Origin of the sequence: Mycobacterium persicum (assembly GCF_002086675.1) — a bacterium.
Taxonomy (GTDB): Bacteria; Actinomycetota; Actinomycetes; order Mycobacteriales; family Mycobacteriaceae; genus Mycobacterium; species Mycobacterium persicum.
The window spans coordinates 1-18,174 of the sequence record NZ_MVIF01000017.1 but is presented as its reverse complement, the minus strand read 5'-3'; the positions used below and the strand labels follow the sequence as shown (position 1 = coordinate 18,174).

General features: G+C 66.3%; 17 protein-coding genes. 12 read left to right on the top strand and 5 right to left on the bottom strand.

Features of this window, described 5'->3' with window-relative positions:
• The first annotated feature begins 14 nt into the window (after nucleotides 1-14).
• Nucleotides 15-473 carry a large-conductance mechanosensitive channel protein MscL gene (gene mscL, locus BST40_RS08205; RefSeq protein ID WP_075549206.1) on the top strand — a complete coding sequence of 153 codons (459 nt, stop codon included), beginning with the start codon at nucleotides 15-17 and terminating at the stop codon, nucleotides 471-473.
• Nucleotides 474-494: 21 nt separating this feature from the next.
• Here mscL and BST40_RS08200 read toward each other — a convergent pair whose 3' ends face one another.
• The 5 genes from BST40_RS08200 to rpmF form a co-directional block, all read right to left on the bottom strand.
• Nucleotides 495-1,040, bottom strand: coding sequence for a MogA/MoaB family molybdenum cofactor biosynthesis protein (locus BST40_RS08200; RefSeq protein ID WP_075549205.1), 546 nt, complete (start codon nucleotides 1,038-1,040; stop codon nucleotides 495-497).
• On the bottom strand, nucleotides 1,040-2,479 hold the full coding sequence (locus BST40_RS08195) for a S1C family serine protease (protein ID WP_083153980.1): 1,440 nt from the start codon (nucleotides 2,477-2,479) through the stop codon (nucleotides 1,040-1,042). The genes BST40_RS08200 and BST40_RS08195 overlap by 1 nt, the downstream gene beginning before the upstream one ends.
• 95 nt (nucleotides 2,480-2,574) lie before the next feature.
• Nucleotides 2,575-4,131, bottom strand: a complete 1,557-nt coding sequence (locus tag BST40_RS08185; RefSeq protein ID WP_075549203.1) for a HAMP domain-containing sensor histidine kinase — start codon at nucleotides 4,129-4,131, stop codon at nucleotides 2,575-2,577.
• Nucleotides 4,131-4,817 (bottom strand): two-component system response regulator MprA, encoded by a 687-nt coding sequence (gene mprA / locus BST40_RS08180; protein ID WP_075549274.1) that lies wholly within the window; start codon nucleotides 4,815-4,817, stop codon nucleotides 4,131-4,133. Before mprA ends, BST40_RS08185 begins: the two co-directional genes overlap by 1 nt.
• A gap of 107 nt (nucleotides 4,818-4,924) precedes the next feature.
• On the bottom strand, nucleotides 4,925-5,098 hold the full coding sequence (gene rpmF / locus BST40_RS08175; RefSeq protein ID WP_036409829.1) for a 50S ribosomal protein L32: 174 nt from the start codon (nucleotides 5,096-5,098) through the stop codon (nucleotides 4,925-4,927).
• A 293-nt stretch (nucleotides 5,099-5,391) separates the two neighbouring features.
• On the opposite strand from rpmF, the gene BST40_RS08170 reads away from it, so the two are divergent.
• The 11 genes from BST40_RS08170 to BST40_RS08120 form a co-directional block, all read left to right on the top strand.
• Nucleotides 5,392-7,083 (top strand): acyclic terpene utilization AtuA family protein, encoded by a 1,692-nt coding sequence (locus tag BST40_RS08170; protein WP_089025067.1) that lies wholly within the window; start codon nucleotides 5,392-5,394, stop codon nucleotides 7,081-7,083.
• A complete protein-coding gene (locus tag BST40_RS08165; RefSeq protein ID WP_075549201.1) occupies nucleotides 7,080-8,228 on the top strand; it encodes an acyl-CoA dehydrogenase family protein in 1,149 nt (382 codons plus the stop codon). The genes BST40_RS08170 and BST40_RS08165 overlap by 4 nt, the downstream gene beginning before the upstream one ends.
• The gene (locus BST40_RS08160) at nucleotides 8,225-9,820 is read left to right on the top strand and encodes an acyl-CoA carboxylase subunit beta (protein ID WP_075549200.1); all 1,596 of its coding nucleotides are present in this window, start codon (nucleotides 8,225-8,227) and stop codon (nucleotides 9,818-9,820) included. The genes BST40_RS08165 and BST40_RS08160 overlap by 4 nt, the downstream gene beginning before the upstream one ends.
• Before the next feature lie 5 nt (nucleotides 9,821-9,825).
• Nucleotides 9,826-11,811 carry an acetyl/propionyl/methylcrotonyl-CoA carboxylase subunit alpha gene (locus BST40_RS08155; protein WP_075549273.1) on the top strand — a complete coding sequence of 662 codons (1,986 nt, stop codon included), beginning with the start codon at nucleotides 9,826-9,828 and terminating at the stop codon, nucleotides 11,809-11,811.
• Nucleotides 11,808-12,974, top strand: coding sequence for an acyl-CoA dehydrogenase family protein (locus BST40_RS08150; RefSeq protein ID WP_075549199.1), 1,167 nt, complete (start codon nucleotides 11,808-11,810; stop codon nucleotides 12,972-12,974). The genes BST40_RS08155 and BST40_RS08150 overlap by 4 nt, the downstream gene beginning before the upstream one ends.
• Nucleotides 12,974-13,831: an enoyl-CoA hydratase family protein gene (locus BST40_RS08145; protein ID WP_083153977.1), complete on the top strand. Its 858-nt coding sequence runs from the start codon at nucleotides 12,974-12,976 to the stop codon at nucleotides 13,829-13,831. The genes BST40_RS08150 and BST40_RS08145 overlap by 1 nt, the downstream gene beginning before the upstream one ends.
• A 102-nt stretch (nucleotides 13,832-13,933) precedes the next feature.
• Entirely contained in the window at nucleotides 13,934-14,536 is a 603-nt protein-coding gene (locus BST40_RS08140; RefSeq protein ID WP_083153976.1) for a DUF1707 SHOCT-like domain-containing protein, read from the top strand.
• Nucleotides 14,537-14,626: 90 nt separating this feature from the next.
• Nucleotides 14,627-14,971 (top strand): hypothetical protein, encoded by a 345-nt coding sequence (locus BST40_RS08135; protein WP_089025063.1) that lies wholly within the window; start codon nucleotides 14,627-14,629, stop codon nucleotides 14,969-14,971.
• A complete protein-coding gene (locus BST40_RS08130; RefSeq protein WP_082275619.1) occupies nucleotides 14,952-16,646 on the top strand; it encodes an alpha/beta hydrolase in 1,695 nt (564 codons plus the stop codon). Before BST40_RS08135 ends, BST40_RS08130 begins: the two co-directional genes overlap by 20 nt.
• On the top strand, nucleotides 16,643-17,314 hold the full coding sequence (locus BST40_RS08125) for an LppA family lipoprotein (protein ID WP_075549196.1): 672 nt from the start codon (nucleotides 16,643-16,645) through the stop codon (nucleotides 17,312-17,314). The genes BST40_RS08130 and BST40_RS08125 overlap by 4 nt, the downstream gene beginning before the upstream one ends.
• A gap of 235 nt (nucleotides 17,315-17,549) precedes the next feature.
• On the top strand, nucleotides 17,550-18,174 hold a 625-nt coding region (locus BST40_RS08120; RefSeq protein WP_083153989.1), incomplete at its 3' end, for an LppA family lipoprotein.

Genomic DNA, 18,174 nt, shown 5'->3' with positions numbered 1-18,174 from the left:
GAAAGGCGCTACCCATGCTCAAAGGGTTCAAGGAGTTTCTCGCGCGGGGCAATATCGTCGACCTGGCCGTCGCGGTGGTCATCGGCACCGCGTTCACGGCGTTGGTCACCAAATTCACCGACAGCATCATCACGCCGTTGATAACCCGGGTCGGTGTCAACCAGCAGACCAGCTTCGGCATCCTGCGGTTGGACATCGGCGGCGGGCAGGCCATCGACTTGAACATCCTCGTGTCGGCGGCCATCAACTTTGTGCTGATCGCCGCCGTGGTGTACTTCCTGATCGTGCTGCCGTACAACAGGCTGCGCAAAAAAGGTGAGGTCGAGCAGGCGGACGACGCGCAGGTGGTCCTGCTCACCGAGATCCGGGACTTGCTGGCCCAAACCAACGGCAGCGGCACGTCGGGCAAGCATGGTTCGGCGGCCGCGGCCCTGTCGCCGCCGCCCAACCACGGGCCTCGCGCGGACACCTGATCCGCGGGTTACTTCCGAAACTCAGATTTCGAGACTCGACAACTGCCCGATGATCTGAGCGGCCAACGGATTCAGCGTCGCCATGCCGTCTCGGACGGCGTAGCGGGAACCGGCGAGATTAACCACCAGCGTGCTTCCCGATACTCCCGCCAAGCCGCGCGACAGGCCCGCGTCGATGATCCCTGCCGACAGTCCTGAAGCGCGGATGGCTTCGGCGATACCGAGGATTTCCCGGTCCAGGATGTCGCGGGTGGCCTCCGGCGTGACGTCGCGGGGCGTGACACCGGTCCCACCGACCGACACCACCAGGTCCACGCCGCCGATCACCGCGGTGTTCAGCGCGTTGCGGATCTCAACCTCGTCGGCCGACACCGCGACCACTCCGTCGACAACGAACCCGGCCTCGGTGAGCAGCTCGGTAACCAACGGGCCGCTGTGGTCTTCGTCGCCGTGGGCAGTGCGATCGTCGACGACGACGACAAGTGCCCGGCCCACCACCAACTCCGCACCCTGTTCCATGGGAGCAACCGTATATCCGAGCTCTGACAACGGAGGACCCGACTTCATCACTGCTCCGCCTTGCCTAGCGTTACCTGCACGGTGCGGCTGCCACCCGAGGGGTCCTGGAAGGTGAGCACCACCTTGTCGCCCGGCGCCTTGGACCGCACCGCGGCGACCAGCGCGTCAGCGCTGTTGATGGGGCGCTCGTCCACCTTGGTGACGATGACCCCCTTGGGCACACCGGCAGTTGCGGCGGCACCGCCTTGCACCACCTCGACCACCTTGGCGCCGGGAATGCCCTTGTCAGTGGTCACCTGCACGCCCAGCGAGGCATGTGTCGCCTTGCCGGTGCTGATCAGCTCGTCGGCAATGCGCTTGGCCTGGTCGACCGGGATCGCAAAACCCAGGCCGATCGAGCCACTCTGGGCATCACCGGAATCCGCGCCCAACGTGGCGATGGCCGAGTTGATGCCGACCAGCTGGCCGTTCATGTTGACCAGCGCACCACCGGAGTTGCCGGGGTTGATGGCGGCGTCGGTCTGGATGGCGTCCAAAACGGTGTTCTGGTTACCGGCCTCGCCGGTGGTCGACACCGGCCGGTTGAGGGCGCTGACGATTCCCGTGGTCACCGTGCCGGCCAGACCCAGCGGTGAACCGATCGCCAGGACCGGCTGACCGACCCGCAGATCCGATGACGATCCCAGCGATATGGGGGTGAGTCCGCTGACACCTTGGACCTTGATCACGGCGATGTCACTGGTCGGATCGGCACCGACCACCGTGAACGGCGCCGTCCGGCCGTCAGAGAAGGTCACCGTGGTTTTGGGCGGCGGAGCACCGGCGGGCGGTTTCGCGGCGGCCGCGACGACGTGATTGTTGGTCAGGATCAGCCCGTCGCTGGACAGGATGACACCCGAGCCCTCCTCAGATGCGCGCCCCAGATCGGTCTCCAGCATCACGACGCTGGGCACCACCTTGGCAGCCACCTGCTCGACCGAACCCGCCGGCATGTTTGCTGCCGGAATGCTGGGAGCGCCGCTGGCGACCACTCCGCCACCGTTGGTGCTCGCCGGTGACCGGGTCAATTCGACGACCGATGCGGCCGCGCCACCGATACCGGCCGACACTACGGCGATGGTGAGCGCGCCGATCGCCAGCATGCCTGCGCGGGGACGTCGCTGCTGAATCACCGTGGGAGGCGGTGACATCGGCGGAAGGATGCCGGTTATCGGGCCGGGACCAGTGCCGCCACCGACAGGGCCCTGACCGGTGCCGCCCAGGATCGGGCCCACCCCGGTACCGCCGGGCAGCGGGCGCGGCCCGGTACCCGCGAAGGGGTCATAGGGCCGACCATACTGCGGCTGCGATCGCTGGTGGCGCCAGTCGAACTGCTGGTTGTATGTTTGCGCAGACCCTTGCACATAAGCCGGCGGCACCGGTTGGTTCGGCGCGGCACGATATTCCGGCTGCTGCGGCGGTGGCGAATACCTCGGGTGATTCGTCATGTCGCTAAATTGCTCTTCCTCTACTGGGGCTTAGTGAGCCCTGTGCTTGGCCATGCGCTGCGGGCATGGGCTTGTTGTCAACAGTAACTGCACTACTACCTTGCGCGCGCGGACTGAGAATCCACTGAGATAACGTTCGTCGAACTCCGTGAGTTCGTGGAGTCCCCGGCGCCTTCATCAGATCGGCCGGCCTCGGCCCTGGCGCCGGTACCGGCTGAGTTCGCCGGGTTCGCCGGGTAGGTCGCACCCGGCATCGGGCGGCCCGGCAGCAGCACGGAAATCGACGTTCCCGGCGGCTGACCACCCGGAACGGTGTCTTCAACTCGCAGCGATCCACCGTGATTGAGCACCACCTGCTTGACGATCGCCAGGCCCAGGCCCGAACCCGGCATCGCCCGAGCCGACGCTGACCGGTAGAACCGCTCGAACACCAGACGCCGCTCTTGCGGGGGAATGCCGGGCCCGCGGTCCGAGACCACCAGCTCGGCGTGTGACGGGTCGAGTTGTCTCAGCGTGACGCCCACGTGGCCTCCCGGTGGACTCCACTTGGCCGCGTTGTCCATGAGGTTGAGCGCCGCCCGTGACAACCCGGCGGCGTCACCGTAGATCTGCCAGGGAATCACCTGGACATCGAAGTGAATGTCGTTGCGCCGCCGCCTGACCCGCTCCAGGCTGCGGTCGACGACGTCGGCCATGTCGACCGTTTCGTGCACCACTTCACCGGCGTCGCCGCGCGTCAGGTCCACCAAATCGCCTACCAGAGTGGATAATTCCTCGATCTGGGCCAGCACATCGGCACGCAGGCCGACCATCTCCTGCTCCGGCAGTCGCGGCGCTCCGGGCTCCATCGACGCCATCAGTAGTTCGACATTGGTGCGAAGCGACGTCAACGGGGTGCGCAACTCGTGCCCGGCATCGGTGACCAACCTGGCCTGTCGCTCCCGGGATTCGGCCAGCGCCCGCAGCATCAGGTTGAACGCCTCGGTAAGCCTGGCCAATTCGTCACTGCCGAATACCGGGATGGGTCGCAGGTCGTCGGTTCGCGCCACCCGCTCGGCCGCCTCGGTGAGCCGGCCCACCGGACGCAGCCCCGCTCGGGTGACCATGCCCCCTGCCACTGCGGCGACCGCCACGCCGACACCACCCACGATCAGCAGTACCGCGCGAAGTTTGGTCATGACCGCCTCGGTCGGCTTCAAACTCTTGGAGATCAGCAGGGAGCTGCCGCTGGGCAAGTGGATGGCAAGCACCCGCTGATCGGCCGCCGTGCGCCGCGACATGAACAACTCGCCGCGGATGACGGCCTTTTCCGGCGCTCCGACGGGCAGGTGCTGACCGGGCTGGTTGGCGGTATAGATCGAGTGGCCCGGGTTCACCAGCATTGCATTGACATCCGAATACGCTGTGCCCTCGATGGCCTTGCCCGGGTCGGCGGCGAGCGACCCGCTGGCGATCAGCAATTGCGCGCGGCTCTGCAGCTGATTGTCGATGTCGTTGTAGAGGGCGGCCGAAATCACCGCGTACACCGCGAACGACATGAGAACGACGACCATCGCCACCATCGACATCGCCAGCAGCATGACCCGCCACCGCAGGGACAACGAACTGGTCGTTCGCAGCGGTACCCGTGCTCGGCGGCGGAACCCGAGCATCAGGGCGGCGTTTCGCGTAGCACGTAACCCACTCCCCGGACGGTGTGGATCAGCCGCGGCTCGCCATCGGCCTCGGTTTTGCGGCGCAGATACCCCACGTAGACCTCCAGCGCATTGCCGGACGTGGGAAAGTCGAAACCCCACACCTCTTCGAGGATGCGGCTGCGGGTGAGCACGCGTCGCGGATTGGCGATCAGCATTTCCAGCAAGGCGAATTCGGTGCGGGTGAGGCTGATGCGGCGCTGCCCGCGGGTGACCTCACGGGTCACCGGGTCCAGGCTGAGGTCGGAGAAGTGCAGGGCCACCGACTCGGCGGTGTCGTCGGGCTTGGTGCGGCGCAGCAATGCCCGCATCCGCGCCAGCAATTCTTCGAGAGCGAACGGCTTCGGCAGGTAATCGTCGGCGCCGGCGTCGAGGCCGGCCACCCGCTCCGAAACCGAGTCGCGGGCGGTCAGCACCAGGATCGGCAGGTCGTCGCCGGTGCTGCGGAGCTGACGGCACACCTCCAAACCGTCCAGCCGCGGCATCATGACATCGAGCACGAGCGCGTCGGGCCGATCGCTGGCGATCATGTCGAGAGCCTCGAGCCCGTCATGGGCCAGTTCGACCGAGTAGCCGTTGAAGGAAAGCGACCGGCGCAGTGACTCGCGTACCGCACGATCGTCGTCGACGACAAGAATTCGCACGGACACTAGTTTCGTACGACCGCCTGAGACTGGCCTGAGAGGCGCGCCGGACCGGTGGGCTCGGCCGGCGGGCTCGTCACATGCGCCACAATAGCCCCTGCCGGGAGCTAGCGCCGGTCGAGGTCGACGAGGCCCAGCCGCGCCGCCTTGAGCAGCCTGCGGGGCACTTTGTGCTTCTGGCCGGCCACGGTGACACCCACCAGTTCGGTCGAGGTGGCCTTCCACTGCGAGCGCCGGCTTCGGGTATTCGCGCGCGACGTCCTGCGCTTGGGTACCGCCATGGTGGGGCCTTACTCCTCGATCGGGTTGGTCGGTGCGTGTCGCATCGCAGGACCGTGGACCTGCCGGGTCGGCCGGACGGCGACACTACCCATTTGATGGGTGCCTTAAGAGGGTAGTCGGTGAGCTCCAGCTCGCCAAAACGGAGCGCGACGTCGGCGAGAGAGGCGGGTATCACACCGCTCGAGGCTTACGGCTATGCTGACCTACCGGTTGGTTGGCCGGGTTCGGCCCCATCGGTAATCCCAATGAAGGGAGGACGCGCATGGACGCTGTTGGTGGCGCGTCCGGCACGGTGCGGATCGGCAACTGCTCGGGCTTCTACGGCGACCGCCTCCCGGCCATGCGTGAGATGCTCACCGGCGGTGAGCTGGACTACGTCACCGGCGACTACCTGGCCGAACTGACCATGCTGATCCTCGGTCGCGACAAGATGAAGCACCCCGAGCGCGGCTACGCCAAGACATTCCTAACCCAACTCGAGGACTGCCTGGGGCTGGCCTGCGACCGCGGGGTCCGCATTGTGGCCAACGCCGGCGGCCTCAACCCGGCCGGCTTGGCCGACGCGATCCGGGCCCTGGCCCACCACCTCGGCGTGCCGGCCCGGGTCGCCCACGTCGAAGGCGATGACCTGCTGGCGCGGGCAGCCGAGCTCGGCCTCGGCACACCGCTGACGGCCAACGCCTACCTGGGTGCGTGGGGCATCGTCGACTGCCTCAAGGCCGGAGCCGACGTCGTCGTCACCGGCCGGGTGACCGACGCCTCGGTGCTCGTCGGGTCGGCGGCCGCGCACTTCGGCTGGAGCCGCACCGACTACGACCAGCTGGCCGGAGCGGTGGTCGCCGGTCACGTCATCGAATGCGGGGTGCAGGCCACCGGCGGCAACTACTCCTTCTTCACCGAGATTCCCGCGGTGCCGGGCCTTGTGCACGCCGGCTTCCCGCTGGCCGAGGTCCACGCCGACGGCTCCTCGGTGATCACCAAACACCCCGGCACCGGCGGTCTGGTCAGCACCGACACCGTCACCGCGCAGCTGCTCTACGAGATCACCGGCGCCCGCTACGCCAACCCGGACGTGACGGCGCGGATGGACACCATCGCGCTCTCGGCGGACGGCCCGGACCGGGTGCGCATCAGCGGTGTGGTTGGCGAACCGCCGCCGCCCACGCTCAAGGTGTCGCTGAACAGCATTGGCGGCTTCCGCAACTCCATGACCTTCGTGCTGACCGGCCTCGACATCGAGGCCAAGGCCGATCTGGTGCGACACCAGCTCGAAGCCGCGCTGACCGTCAAACCCGCCGAATTCGAATGGACCCTGGCCCGCACCGACCACCCCGACGCCGACACCGAGGAGGCGGCCAGCGCCTTGCTGCGCTGCGTGGTCCGCGATCCCGATCCCGCTAAGGTCGGACGGCAATTCTCCTCGGCCGCAGTCGAATTGGCGTTAGCCAGCTATCCGGGCTTCACCGTGACCGCCCCGCCCGGCGACGGTCAGGTGTACGGCGTCTACACCCCGGGCTACGTCGACGCCACCCAGGTGCCGCACGTCGCGGTCCATCCCGACGGCACCCGCAGTGAAATCGCCTGCGCTTCCGAGACTTTGGAGCTGGCACCGGCGGCTCCCCCGCCGCTTCCCGAGCCGTTGCCAGCGGGACCGACCCGGCGTGCGCCGCTGGGTTTGATCGCCGGCGCCCGCAGCGGCGACAAGGGCGGTTCGGCCAACATCGGACTGTGGGTGCGCACCGACGAGCAGTGGCGCTGGCTGGCCAACACGTTGACCGCCGAGTTTCTCAAAGAACTGTTGCCCGAGACGGCAGAACTCGACGTCACGCGGTATGTGCTGCCCAATCTGCGGGCGATGAATTTCGTGATCGAGGGGATCCTGGGTCAGGGCGTGGCCTACCAGGCGCGTTTCGATCCGCAAGCCAAGGGGCTGGGCGAATGGCTGCGCAGCCGCCACGTCAACATTCCGGAGACGCTGTTGTGAATATCTGGACCACACCGGAGCGCGAGCAGCTGCGAAAGACCGTCCGCTCGTTTGCCGAACGAGAAGTCCTGCCGCATATCGACGAATGGGAGCGAGTCGGCGAGTTGCCGCGTGACTTGCACCGGCGCGCCGGGGCCGCCGGCCTGCTGGGAGCGGGTTTTCCCGAAGCCGTCGGCGGTGGCGGGGGCGACGCCGCCGACTCGGTGATCATCTGCGAGGAGATGCACCAATCCGGTTCGCCCGGCGGTGTTTTCGCGTCGCTGTTCACCTGTGGCATCGCGGTGCCGCACATGATCGCCTCCGGCGACGCACGGTTGATCGACACCTACGTTCGTCCCACCCTGGCCGGTGAGAAAATCGGCGCGCTGGCCATCACCGAACCCGGCGGCGGCTCGGACGTCGGGCACCTGCGCACCGGCGCCGTCCGCGACGGCGACCACTATGTGATCAACGGCGCCAAGACCTACATCACCTCCGGGGTGCGCGCCGACTACGTCGTCACCGCGGTGCGCACCGGCGGACCCGGGGCAGCGGGGGTGTCGCTGGTGGTGGTCGACAAGGGCACACCTGGTTTCGAGGTCACCCGCAAGCTGGACAAGATGGGCTGGCGCTCCTCGGACACCGCCGAGCTGTCCTACACCGACGTGCGGGTACCGGCCGCCAATCTGGTCGGCGCCGAGCACAGCGGATTCGCCCAGATCGCCCAGGCGTTCGTCGCCGAACGTATCGGTCTTGCCGCACAGGCATATTCGAGCGCGCAGCGATGTCTGGACATCACCGCGCAGTGGTGTCGCGACCGGGAGACGTTCGGGCGTCCGCTGATCTCGCGTCAGGCGGTGCAGAACACCCTGGCCGAGATGGCCCGGCGCATCGACGTCGCCCGGGTCTACTCCCGTCACGTGGTGGAGCGTCAGCTGGCCGGGGAAACGAACCTGATTGCGCAGGTGTGCTTCGCCAAGAACACCGCCGTCGAGGCCGGCGAATGGGTGGCCAACCAGGCCGTCCAGCTCTTCGGCGGGATGGGCTACATGGCCGAATCCGAAGTCGAACGCCAGTATCGGGACATGAGGATACTGGGCATCGGCGGCGGAACCACCGAAATCCTGACCGCACTTGCCGCCAAACTGCTGGGGTATCAATCGTGACCGTTTTGCGGTCCAGCCTCGACGCCCATGCCGGCGCGTACGCCGAAGCGGCAACGGCGACGGCGGCAAAGCTCGACGAAATCGCCGCCGAACTGGCGAAGGCGCTGGCGGGCGGCGGGCCCAAATACGTCGACCGTCACCACGCCCGCGGCAAGCTCACGGCCCGGGAACGCATCGAATTGCTCGTCGACCCGGATTCGCCGTTCCTCGAGCTGAGCCCCCTGGCGGCATACGGCAGCGCCTTCACGGTCGGTGCCAGTACGGTCGTCGGCATCGGCGCCGTGTCCGGCGTGGAATGCTTGATCGTCGCCAACGACCCGACGGTCAAAGGCGGCACCAGCAACCCGTGGACGTTGCGAAAAATCCTGCGGGCCAACCAGATCGCGTTCCAGAACCGGCTTCCGGTGATCTCGCTGGTGGAATCCGGCGGGGCGGACCTGCCGACTCAGAAGGAGATCTTCATTCCCGGCGGAGCAATGTTCCGCGACCTCACCCGGCTGTCCGCAGCCGGGATCCCGACTATCGCACTGGTATTCGGCAACTCCACCGCGGGCGGCGCCTACATTCCCGGCATGTGCGATCACGTGGTGATGATCAAGGAACGCTCCAAGGTGTTCCTGGCGGGCCCGCCACTGGTAAAGATGGCCACCGGCGAGGAGTCCGACGACGAGTCGCTGGGTGGCGCCGAAATGCATGCCCGCATCTCGGGTTTGGCCGACTACTTCGCGCAAGACGAACTCGACGCGATCCGCGTTGGACGTCGCATCGTGGCCCGGCTGAACTGGGTCAAGCGGGGGCCCGCGCCCGGGCCGGTCACCGAGCCGTTGTTCGACGCCGAGGAGCTGATCGGCATCGTCCCGGCGGACCTGCGCATTCCGTTCGACCCGCGGGAGGTTATCGCCCGCATTGTCGACGGCTCCGAATTCGACGAGTTCAAGCCGCTGTACGGCTCGTCGCTGGTGACCGGGTGGGCCCGGCTGCATGGCTACCCGCTGGGCATCCTGGCCAACGCGCGCGGCATACTTTTCAGCGAAGAGTCGCAAAAGGCTACCCAGTTCATCGAGCTCGCCAACCGCTACGACACGCCACTGTTGTTCTTGCACAACACCACCGGCTACATGGTTGGCAAGGTCTACGAAGAGGGCGGCATGATCAAGCACGGCTCGATGATGATCAACGCCGTGTCCAACTCGACCGTGCCGCACATCTCGCTGTTGATCGGCGCGTCATATGGCGCGGGCCACTACGGGATGTGCGGGCGCGCCTACGACCCGAGGTTCCTGTTCGCCTGGCCCAGCGCCAAGTCCGCGGTGATGGGCGGCGCGCAGCTGGCGGGGGTGCTGTCCATCGTGGCCCGCGCCGCCGCCGAGGCTCGCGGCCAGCAGGTCGACGAAGCGGCCGACACAGCGATGCGTGCCGCCGTCGAAGGCCAGATCGAAGCCGAGTCGTTGCCGCTGGTGTTGTCCGGGATGCTCTACGACGACGGGGTGATCGACCCGCGCGACACCCGCACCGTGCTGGGAATGTGTTTGTCCGCCATCGCCAATGGCCCGATCAAGGGAACGTCGAACTTCGGCGTCTTCCGGATGTGATGCAAATGCCGATCACTCGAGTACTGGTTGCCAATCGCGGCGAGATCGCGCGACGGGTGTTCGCCACCTGCCGCCGGCTGGGCTTGGGCACCGTCGCCGTCTACACCGAGCCGGATGCCGCAGCACCGCATGTCGCCGAGGCCGACGCCCGGGTGCGGCTGCCCAAGACCAACGACTATCTCAACGCCGACGCCATCATCACGGCCGCCCGGGCCGCGGCCGCGGATGCGGTACACCCTGGCTACGGGTTCCTGTCGGAGAACGCCGATTTCGCCGATGCCGTACAAGAGGCGGGACTGACCTGGGTCGGCCCACCGGTGGACGCGGTGCGGGCCATGGGTTCCAAGATCGAATCCAAGAAGCTGATGGCGGCCGCCGGAGTGCCGGTGCTCGACGAGCTCGACCCGGACACGGTCACCCAAGCCCAGCTGCCGGTGCTGGTGAAGGCATCCGCGGGCGGTGGTGGCCGCGGGATGCGGATTGTTCGCGAATTGTCCGATTTGCCGGCCGAAGTCGAGGCCGCCCAGCGTGAAGCGCAGTCCGCCTTCGGCGACCCGACGGTGTTCTGTGAGCGTTATCTGCCCACCGGACACCACGTCGAGGTACAGGTCCTGGCCGACATGCACGGCACCGTCTGGGCCGTCGGCGAACGGGAATGCTCCATTCAGCGCCGCCACCAGAAGATCATCGAAGAAGCGCCTTCTCCGTTGGTGGAGCGCATACCTGGTATGCGTGCCAAGCTGTTTGACGCCGCTCGACTGGCGGCCTCCGCCATCGGCTATGCCGGTGCGGGGACGGTGGAGTTCCTCGCCGATGATGACGGCGAGTTCTATTTCCTGGAAATGAACACCCGGCTGCAGGTCGAGCACCCGGTCACCGAGGAGACCACCGGCCTGGATCTGGTTGAACTGCAGCTCGTGGTCGCCGAAGGCGGCCGGCTGGATGCCGAACCACCTGTGGCCCATGGTTATTCGATCGAAGCCCGGCTCTATGCAGAGGACCCGGCGCACGGCTGGCAGCCGCAGGCCGGTCTGGTGCACCGCATCGACGTGCCGTCGGTGCGAGCGCAGTTCGGCAGGCTGGGGCACCGGACCGGGATCCGGCAGGACTCGGGAATCGTTGCCGGCTCGACGGTGTCGATCCACTACGACCCGATGCTGGCCAAGGTCATCTCGTATGCTCCGACGCGCCGGCAGTCGGCGTTGGTGCTCGCCGATGCGCTGGCCCGCACCCGTCTGCACGGCCTGCGCACTAACCGCGAGCTGTTGGTCAACGTGCTGCGCCACCCGGCTTTTCTCGACGGCGCCACGGATACCGCGTTTTTCGACACGCACGGGCTGGCGAAGCTGTCGGCACCGCTGGCCGACGCGACGGCGATCCGGTTGTCGGTGATCGCCGCCGCCCTGGCCGACGCCGCGCACAATCGGGCTACCGCCGGGGTGTTCGGCTCTATCCCCAGTGGCTGGCGCAACCTGGCGTCGGGCTATCAGGTCAAGACGTACCTCGACGACGGCGGCGAACAACACCGCATCGAATACCGGTTCAGCAGGAATGGATTGGAGCTGCCCGGCGACGGATCCGTCCAACTGGTATCGGCCACGCCGGACCAGGTGGTGCTGGCCGACGGTAACGGCGTGGACCGCGGCTTCACGGTGGCGCGCTACGGCCAGGACGTCTACGTCGATTCCGCCATCGGACCGGTGCATCTGGTCGCACTATCCCGCTTTCCCGAGCCGGGTTCGGCCGTCGAGCAGGGATCGTTGGTGGCGCCCATGCCTGGCAACGTCATCCGCCTGGGCGCCGAGGTCGGCGATACCGTCTCAGCGGGTCAGCCGTTGATCTGGCTGGAGGCCATGAAAATGGAACACACCATCAGCGCGCCGACTGACGGTGTACTCACCCAGCTCAACGTCCACACCGGCCAGCAGGTCGACGTCGGTGCCGTGCTGGCACGCGTGGAAGGACCCGAAGCACAAGGAGATTCACAATGACCGACACCAGCTTCATCGAAAGCGAAGAGCGCCAGGCGCTGCGCAAGGCGGTGGCCGAATGGGTGTCCCACTACGGCCACGAGTACTACCTGAAAAAGGCTCGCGCGCATCAGCACACCACCGAATTATGGTCCGAGGCAGGAAAACTCGGGTTTATCGGGGTGAACCTGCCCGAGGAATACGGCGGCGGCGGCGCCGGCATGTACGAGCTGTCGCTGGTGATGGAGGAGATGGCGGCAGCGGGCTCCGCACTGCTGCTGATGGTGGTGTCGCCGGCCATCAACGGCACCATCATCGCCAAGTTCGGCACCGATGAACAAAAGCAGCGCTGGCTGCCGGGCATCGCCGACGGGTCGTTGACGATGGCGTTCGCGATCACCGAGCCGGACGCCGGGTCCAATTCACACAAGATCACCACCACCGCCCACCGCGACGGCAGCGACTGGATTCTCAAGGGCCAGAAGGTCTATATCTCCGGCATCGACCAGGCGCAGGCGGTACTGGTGGTAGGTCGCACGGAAGAGGCCAAGACCGGCAAGCTGCGTCCGGCGTTGTTCGTGGTGCCCACCGACGCACCCGGCTTCACCTATACGCCGATCGAGATGGAGCTGATCAGCCCGGAACGCCAGTTCCAGGTGTTCCTCGACGACGTCCGACTGCCCGCCGACGCACTGGTCGGGGCCCAGGACGCGGCGATCGCACAGCTTTTCGCCGGTCTGAACCCCGAGCGCATCATGGGAGCGGCCAGCGCCGTCGGCATGGGGCGGTTCGCGCTGGGCAAGGCCGTCGACTACGTCAAGACGCGTCAGGTGTGGTCCACCCCGATCGGCGCGCATCAGGGGTTGGCGCATCCGTTGGCGCAGTGCCACATTGAGGTTGAACTGGCCAAGCTGATGATGCAGAAGGCCGCCACGCTCTACGACCACGGCGACGACGTGGGCGCGGCCGAGGCGGCCAACATGGCCAAATACGCTGCGGCCGAAGCCTCGACCCGGGCGGTCGACCAGGCCGTGCAGTCCATGGGCGGCAACGGGCTGACCAAAGAATACGGCGTGGCCGCGATGATGACGTCGGCCCGGCTGGCCCGGATCGCCCCGATCAGCCGCGAAATGGTGCTCAACTTCGTCGCGCAGACATCGCTGGGCCTGCCCCGGTCTTACTGATGGACGCTCTCGTAGAATACGCGGGGCCGGACGAGTGCGGCGGTCCGCTGGCACGGTTGACGCTCAACTCGCCGCACAACCGCAACGCACTGTCGAGCGTCCTGGTCAGCCAGCTGCATCAGGGATTGCGAGACGCTGCCGCGGATCCGGCGGTACGGGTGGTGGTGCTCACCCACACCGGCGGCACCTTCTGCGCGGGCGCGGACTTGAGCGAGGCCGGCAGTGGCGACCCGCGTGGTGATCGCGATCGCGAGGGCGGCGCAGCCGGGCGAAGCGGGTCGCCACCATCGGCATACGACATGGCGGTAGCGCGGGCCCAGGAGATGACGACGGTGCTGCGCGCCATCGTCGAGTCCCCACGGCCGGTCATCGGCGCGGTCAACGGGCATGTCCGAGCCGGCGGGTTCGGTCTGGTCGGGGCCTGCGACATGGTGGTCGCCGGCCCGCGCAGCACCTTTGCGCTGACCGAAGCCCGGATCGGCGTGGCCCCGGCGATCATTTCGCTGACGTTGCTGCCCAAGCTATCGCCGCGCGCGGCGGCCCGGTACTACCTGACGGGCGAGACGTTCGGCGCCAGCGAAGCCGCGGAGATCGGCTTGGTCACCATGGCAGCCGACGATGTGGATGCCGCGGTGGCCAAGCTGGTCGCCGAGGTTGGCCGCGGGTCACCGCAGGGCCTGGCGGCGTCGAAGGCCCTGACGACCGCCGCGGTGCTGGAAAGATTTGACCGCGACGCCCAACGGCTCACCGAGGAGTCGGCGCGGCTGTTCGTTTCGGAGGAAGCGCGCGAGGGCATGCTGGCATTCCTGCAGAAACGACCACCGAGTTGGGTCAAATCCGACCCGGCGAGTCGCTGAGCAGCACATTTGCCGGCTGGGCGACTCGGACTTGGCCGGGGGCAGGTTGCAGTTCAGCCAGCCAGCTTGCAGCAAATCCTGGACGTCGTACGCTCGTGGGTGATGAGCAACCCGGCCCAGCGCGACACGAAAGACACGCGTGACGATTCGTCGCTCGCGGCTGACACCGATCGCATTCAGATCGCGCAGTTGCTGGCGTACGCGGCGGAACAGGGTCGCCTGCAGCTCAACGAGTACGAAGAGCGGCTTACCAGGGCGTACGCGGCAACCACATACCGAGAGCTGGACCAGCTTCGAGCCGACCTGCCCGGCGCCTCGGTAAGCCCCCGTCGCGGCGGCAACTGCAACCCGGCCCCGTCCACCCTGTTGCTCGCGTTGCTCAGTGGGTTCGAGCGGCGCGGCCGATGGAATGTGCCGAAGAAGCTGACCACCTTCGCGCTCTGGGGAACCGGCGTGCTGGATTTGCGCTACGCCGACTTCACCTCAACCGAGGTCGAGATCCGCGCATACTCGATCATGGGTGTGCAGACCATCCTTTTGCCCCCCGAAGTCCACGTCGAAATCCACGGCCGCGGAGTGATGGGCAACTTCGACCGCGAAGTCGTGGGCGAGGGTAGCCGGGGTGCACCCAAGGTGAAGATCCGCGGCTTCTCGTTCTGGGGCGGCGTGGGCATCAAGCGTAAACCGCGCAAGCCCCGCAAGTAGCCCGTTACGGCCGCCAAAGGTGAATAGCCCGGTTGGCGGCTGTGTGCCATACTCCCCGGAGGTTTGCTTGCTGGCTGATCGGGAGGGTCGATGATGGAGACGTTGCGTGTCGTTCCTGAAGTCCTGACTCGGGTGGGATATGAGTTGGCCAATCACGGTGAGTCACTGCTGGTTTTGCACCAGTCATGCCACGGTGCAGCCGAAGGCGCGCGGTCGGGATGGGTCGGCTCTTCGGCTGGCGCCCTGTCGGGATTGCTGGGTAGCTGGGAGACGGTCAGCGCCACCCACGCCGATCGATTCGGTGAGCATTCCTGCGGCATGCATCTCGCGGCGGTCGGCTTCGCTGAGATGGACCAGAGCAACGCCGCGGCGCTGGCCGCGGTCCGTGCGCAGGCTGGCAGCAGCGGTCGATTCGATGGCGTTGACGTTAGCTGATATTGAGCGCTGGGATCCTGCGGCGATCAGGACGGTGTTTCAGGCAGCGATTGACCGTGCACACGGCACCCGCACCACATCGGCGGCACTCACTGACACCGTGCGGTTGCTGGACTTCGGTGGTGATGCCGCCGATGCGGCGCTGGCGGCAACGCACCGCACGACGTTGCTTCTCGACGACCATGCCGATGCGTGCGAGGCGGTCGCACGGGCCGCGGAGAAATCGGCCGACGAGGTGGCCGCAATCAAGTTGCGGCTGCAGGCCATTCGCGATAGTGCCCGGGATTACCACCTGACGATTGACAATGCGACCCCTGCGGCGTTGCCGCCCGCTGACTTGTCGTCGTACTCCCCTGCTGATCAGCAGTCGATTCTCAATGCCGCGATCAGGCTGACAGAAAACATCAAGCGTCTGCTGGCTGACGCCGAGACCGCCGATGAGGATCTGGCCGCGGCGATTCGGGGCGCCGCCGGGGACTTGTCACCCGAGCAGGTCAACACCCAACTCAGCCATGAGCCACCCAAGATGCCGCAGATGCCGCCACCGGGCAGCGATCCGAAGGAGGTGAGCAAGTGGTGGCATTCGCTGACACCGGGACAGCAGGATCGGGTCAAACAGTGGTTCCCCAACGCCATTCGCAACCTCGACGGCGTCCCGACCAGAGTTCGCAACGAACTCAATGTACCGGTGCTGCAACGCGAACTCGACCGGCTGCAGCGCGGTTGGCTGGATGGAAATGGCGTGTGGCATACGGATACCGAGAAGTTGGCGGACCTGCAGGCGCTGCAGCGAGCACTTACCGCCAACGCGGGCAGCAGCCTGATTCTGTTGGACACCACCAGTAATTCCCGCAAGGTGTTGGCGGCGGTAGGGATCGGCGACGTCGACAATGCAGAACGGGTCGGTGTCACAGTGGGCGGATTGAACACGCGAGTGAGTTCGAGCGTTGAAGCGATGGTCGGGGAAGCTAAAGCACAGCGCAACAAGGCGCTCGAACTTCGCTCCAACGCTAACGTGGCTAACCCTGGTGCGGTGGCATCTATCGCGTGGCTCGGATATGACGCACCCGACAGCCTCAAGGACGTGACGCATGACTGGTCGGCTCGCGATGCCGCGGGGCCGTTGAACCGCTTCTACACGGGCCTCGCGGCTGCCACCAATGCCTCGGATCAACACATCACCGCGTTCGGGCATTCCTATGGGTCCCTGGTGACCAGTCTGGCGCTGCAGCAGGGCGCACCGGTAAGCGACGTCGTACTGTACGGTTCGCCGGGTACCGAACTCACCAACGCTTCCCAGCTAGGAGTTCAGCCGGGACATGCCTACTACATGATCGGTGTCAATGATGATGTCTCTCAAGTGATTCCCGAGTTCGGCGCATTCGGTGCCGCACCACAGGACGTACCGGGCATGACTGAACTGTCCACCAGTACTGGGCTGGCACTGGGCGGTCACTACGGTGACGGCAACCTTCATGAGCGGGCCTACGGTCATTCGGAGTATGCCCGCATGGGAAGCAACGGCGAACTTCGGATGAGCGGCTACAACATGGCAGCGGTGCTGGCCGGACTCCCCGACGACCTCATCACACCCCGTGCCGTCGGCGTGGACCGGCTGCCCGGCGGCGCCGGCCCCTATGAAGTACCGCCTCCAATCCCGCGGCAGCACGTATGAACCGGCCACGCCGTTATTTGGTAAGTGGACTGCTGAGCGTTACTTTGCTGCTCACCAGCTGCATCAAACCCAACACCTTCGACCCTTATGCCAATCCCGGACGCCACGAGTTGGACCGCCTACAAAAAATCGTCAACGAACGACCCGACCTAGAGACGGTCCAGCAGCAGCTCGCCAACCTCGACGCCACCATCCGGGCGGTGATGGCCACATATTCGCCGCAGACCCAATTCTCGACAGTGCCATACTCCCATGCGATCATGGGCTGCAAGGACCCATTCACTCGGACCATTGGCCGTCAGCTGGACAGCGACCTCTTCGTCGGCCGTCCGGCGCCAACTCAGGGGCAGTGGCTGCAGATCGTCACTGAGCTAGCGCCAGTGTTCAAGGCGGCGGGTTTTCGGCCTAACAACGCCGCCCCGGGCGATCCCCCGCTTCCTTTGGGGTCGGCGAATGACTCGCAGATCCGCGATGACGGCGTGTTGATCGATTTGGTGAACGGCGACGCGAACAGCCCACTGTCCTACTCCTACGACACCGGCTGCCACCTCCCGGCCGCGTGGCGCACCGCGCCGCCACCGCCCAACATGCGTCCCCCGAACGACCCCGACGTCCACTACCCATACCTGTACGGATCCCCCGGCGGCCGAACCCGCGACGCCTTTTGACCAGCGATCGCAGCCAGGGCATACCTACCGAATCAATAGTGATGTGTCCCAAGTGATTCCCGAGTTCGGTGCGTTCCGCGCCGCACCGCAGGGGGCAACTGCGCGGCTACAACATGGCAGCGGCTGCTTGCCGGAAAACCGACGACCTCATCACGCCCCGCGCGGTCGGGGTGGACGCGCTCCCGGCTGGCGCCGGCCCCCACGAAATGCCGCCTCCAATCCCGCTGAGGACCTCATGAATCGAGCACACCGTCCCTTGACAGCCGGGCTGGTGTGCATCACGCTGCTGCTCACCGGCTGCGTCAAACCCAACACCTTCGACCCCTATGCCAATCCCGGCCGCCACGAGTTGGACCGCATACAAAAAATCGTCAACGACCGACCCGACCTGGAGACAGTCCAGCAGCAGCTCGCCAACCTCGACGCCACCATCCGGGCGGTGATCGCCGAATATTCGCCACAGACAAAGTTCTCCAGCACCCCTTTGAGTCATCCGACTAACGGCTGCAACGACCCCTTCGTCCGGACCATCGGCCGGCAAGAGGAAAGCGACCACTTCTTCGGCGAACCTGCACCCACCCCAGAGCAATGGCTGCAAATTCTCACCGAGCTGGCACCGGTGTTCAAAGCGGCCGGTTTTCGGCCCAACAACTCCGCCCCCGGTGACCCACCCTTGCCGTTGGGATCGGCCAATGATTCGCAAATCCGCGACGACGGCACACTGATCAATCTCGTAAACCACGGGCATTTGCTGGCCTACTCCTACGACACCGGCTGTCACCTCCCGGCCGCGTGGCGCACCGCCCCACCACCACCAAACATGCGGCCCCCCAACGACCCCGACGTCCACTACCCATACC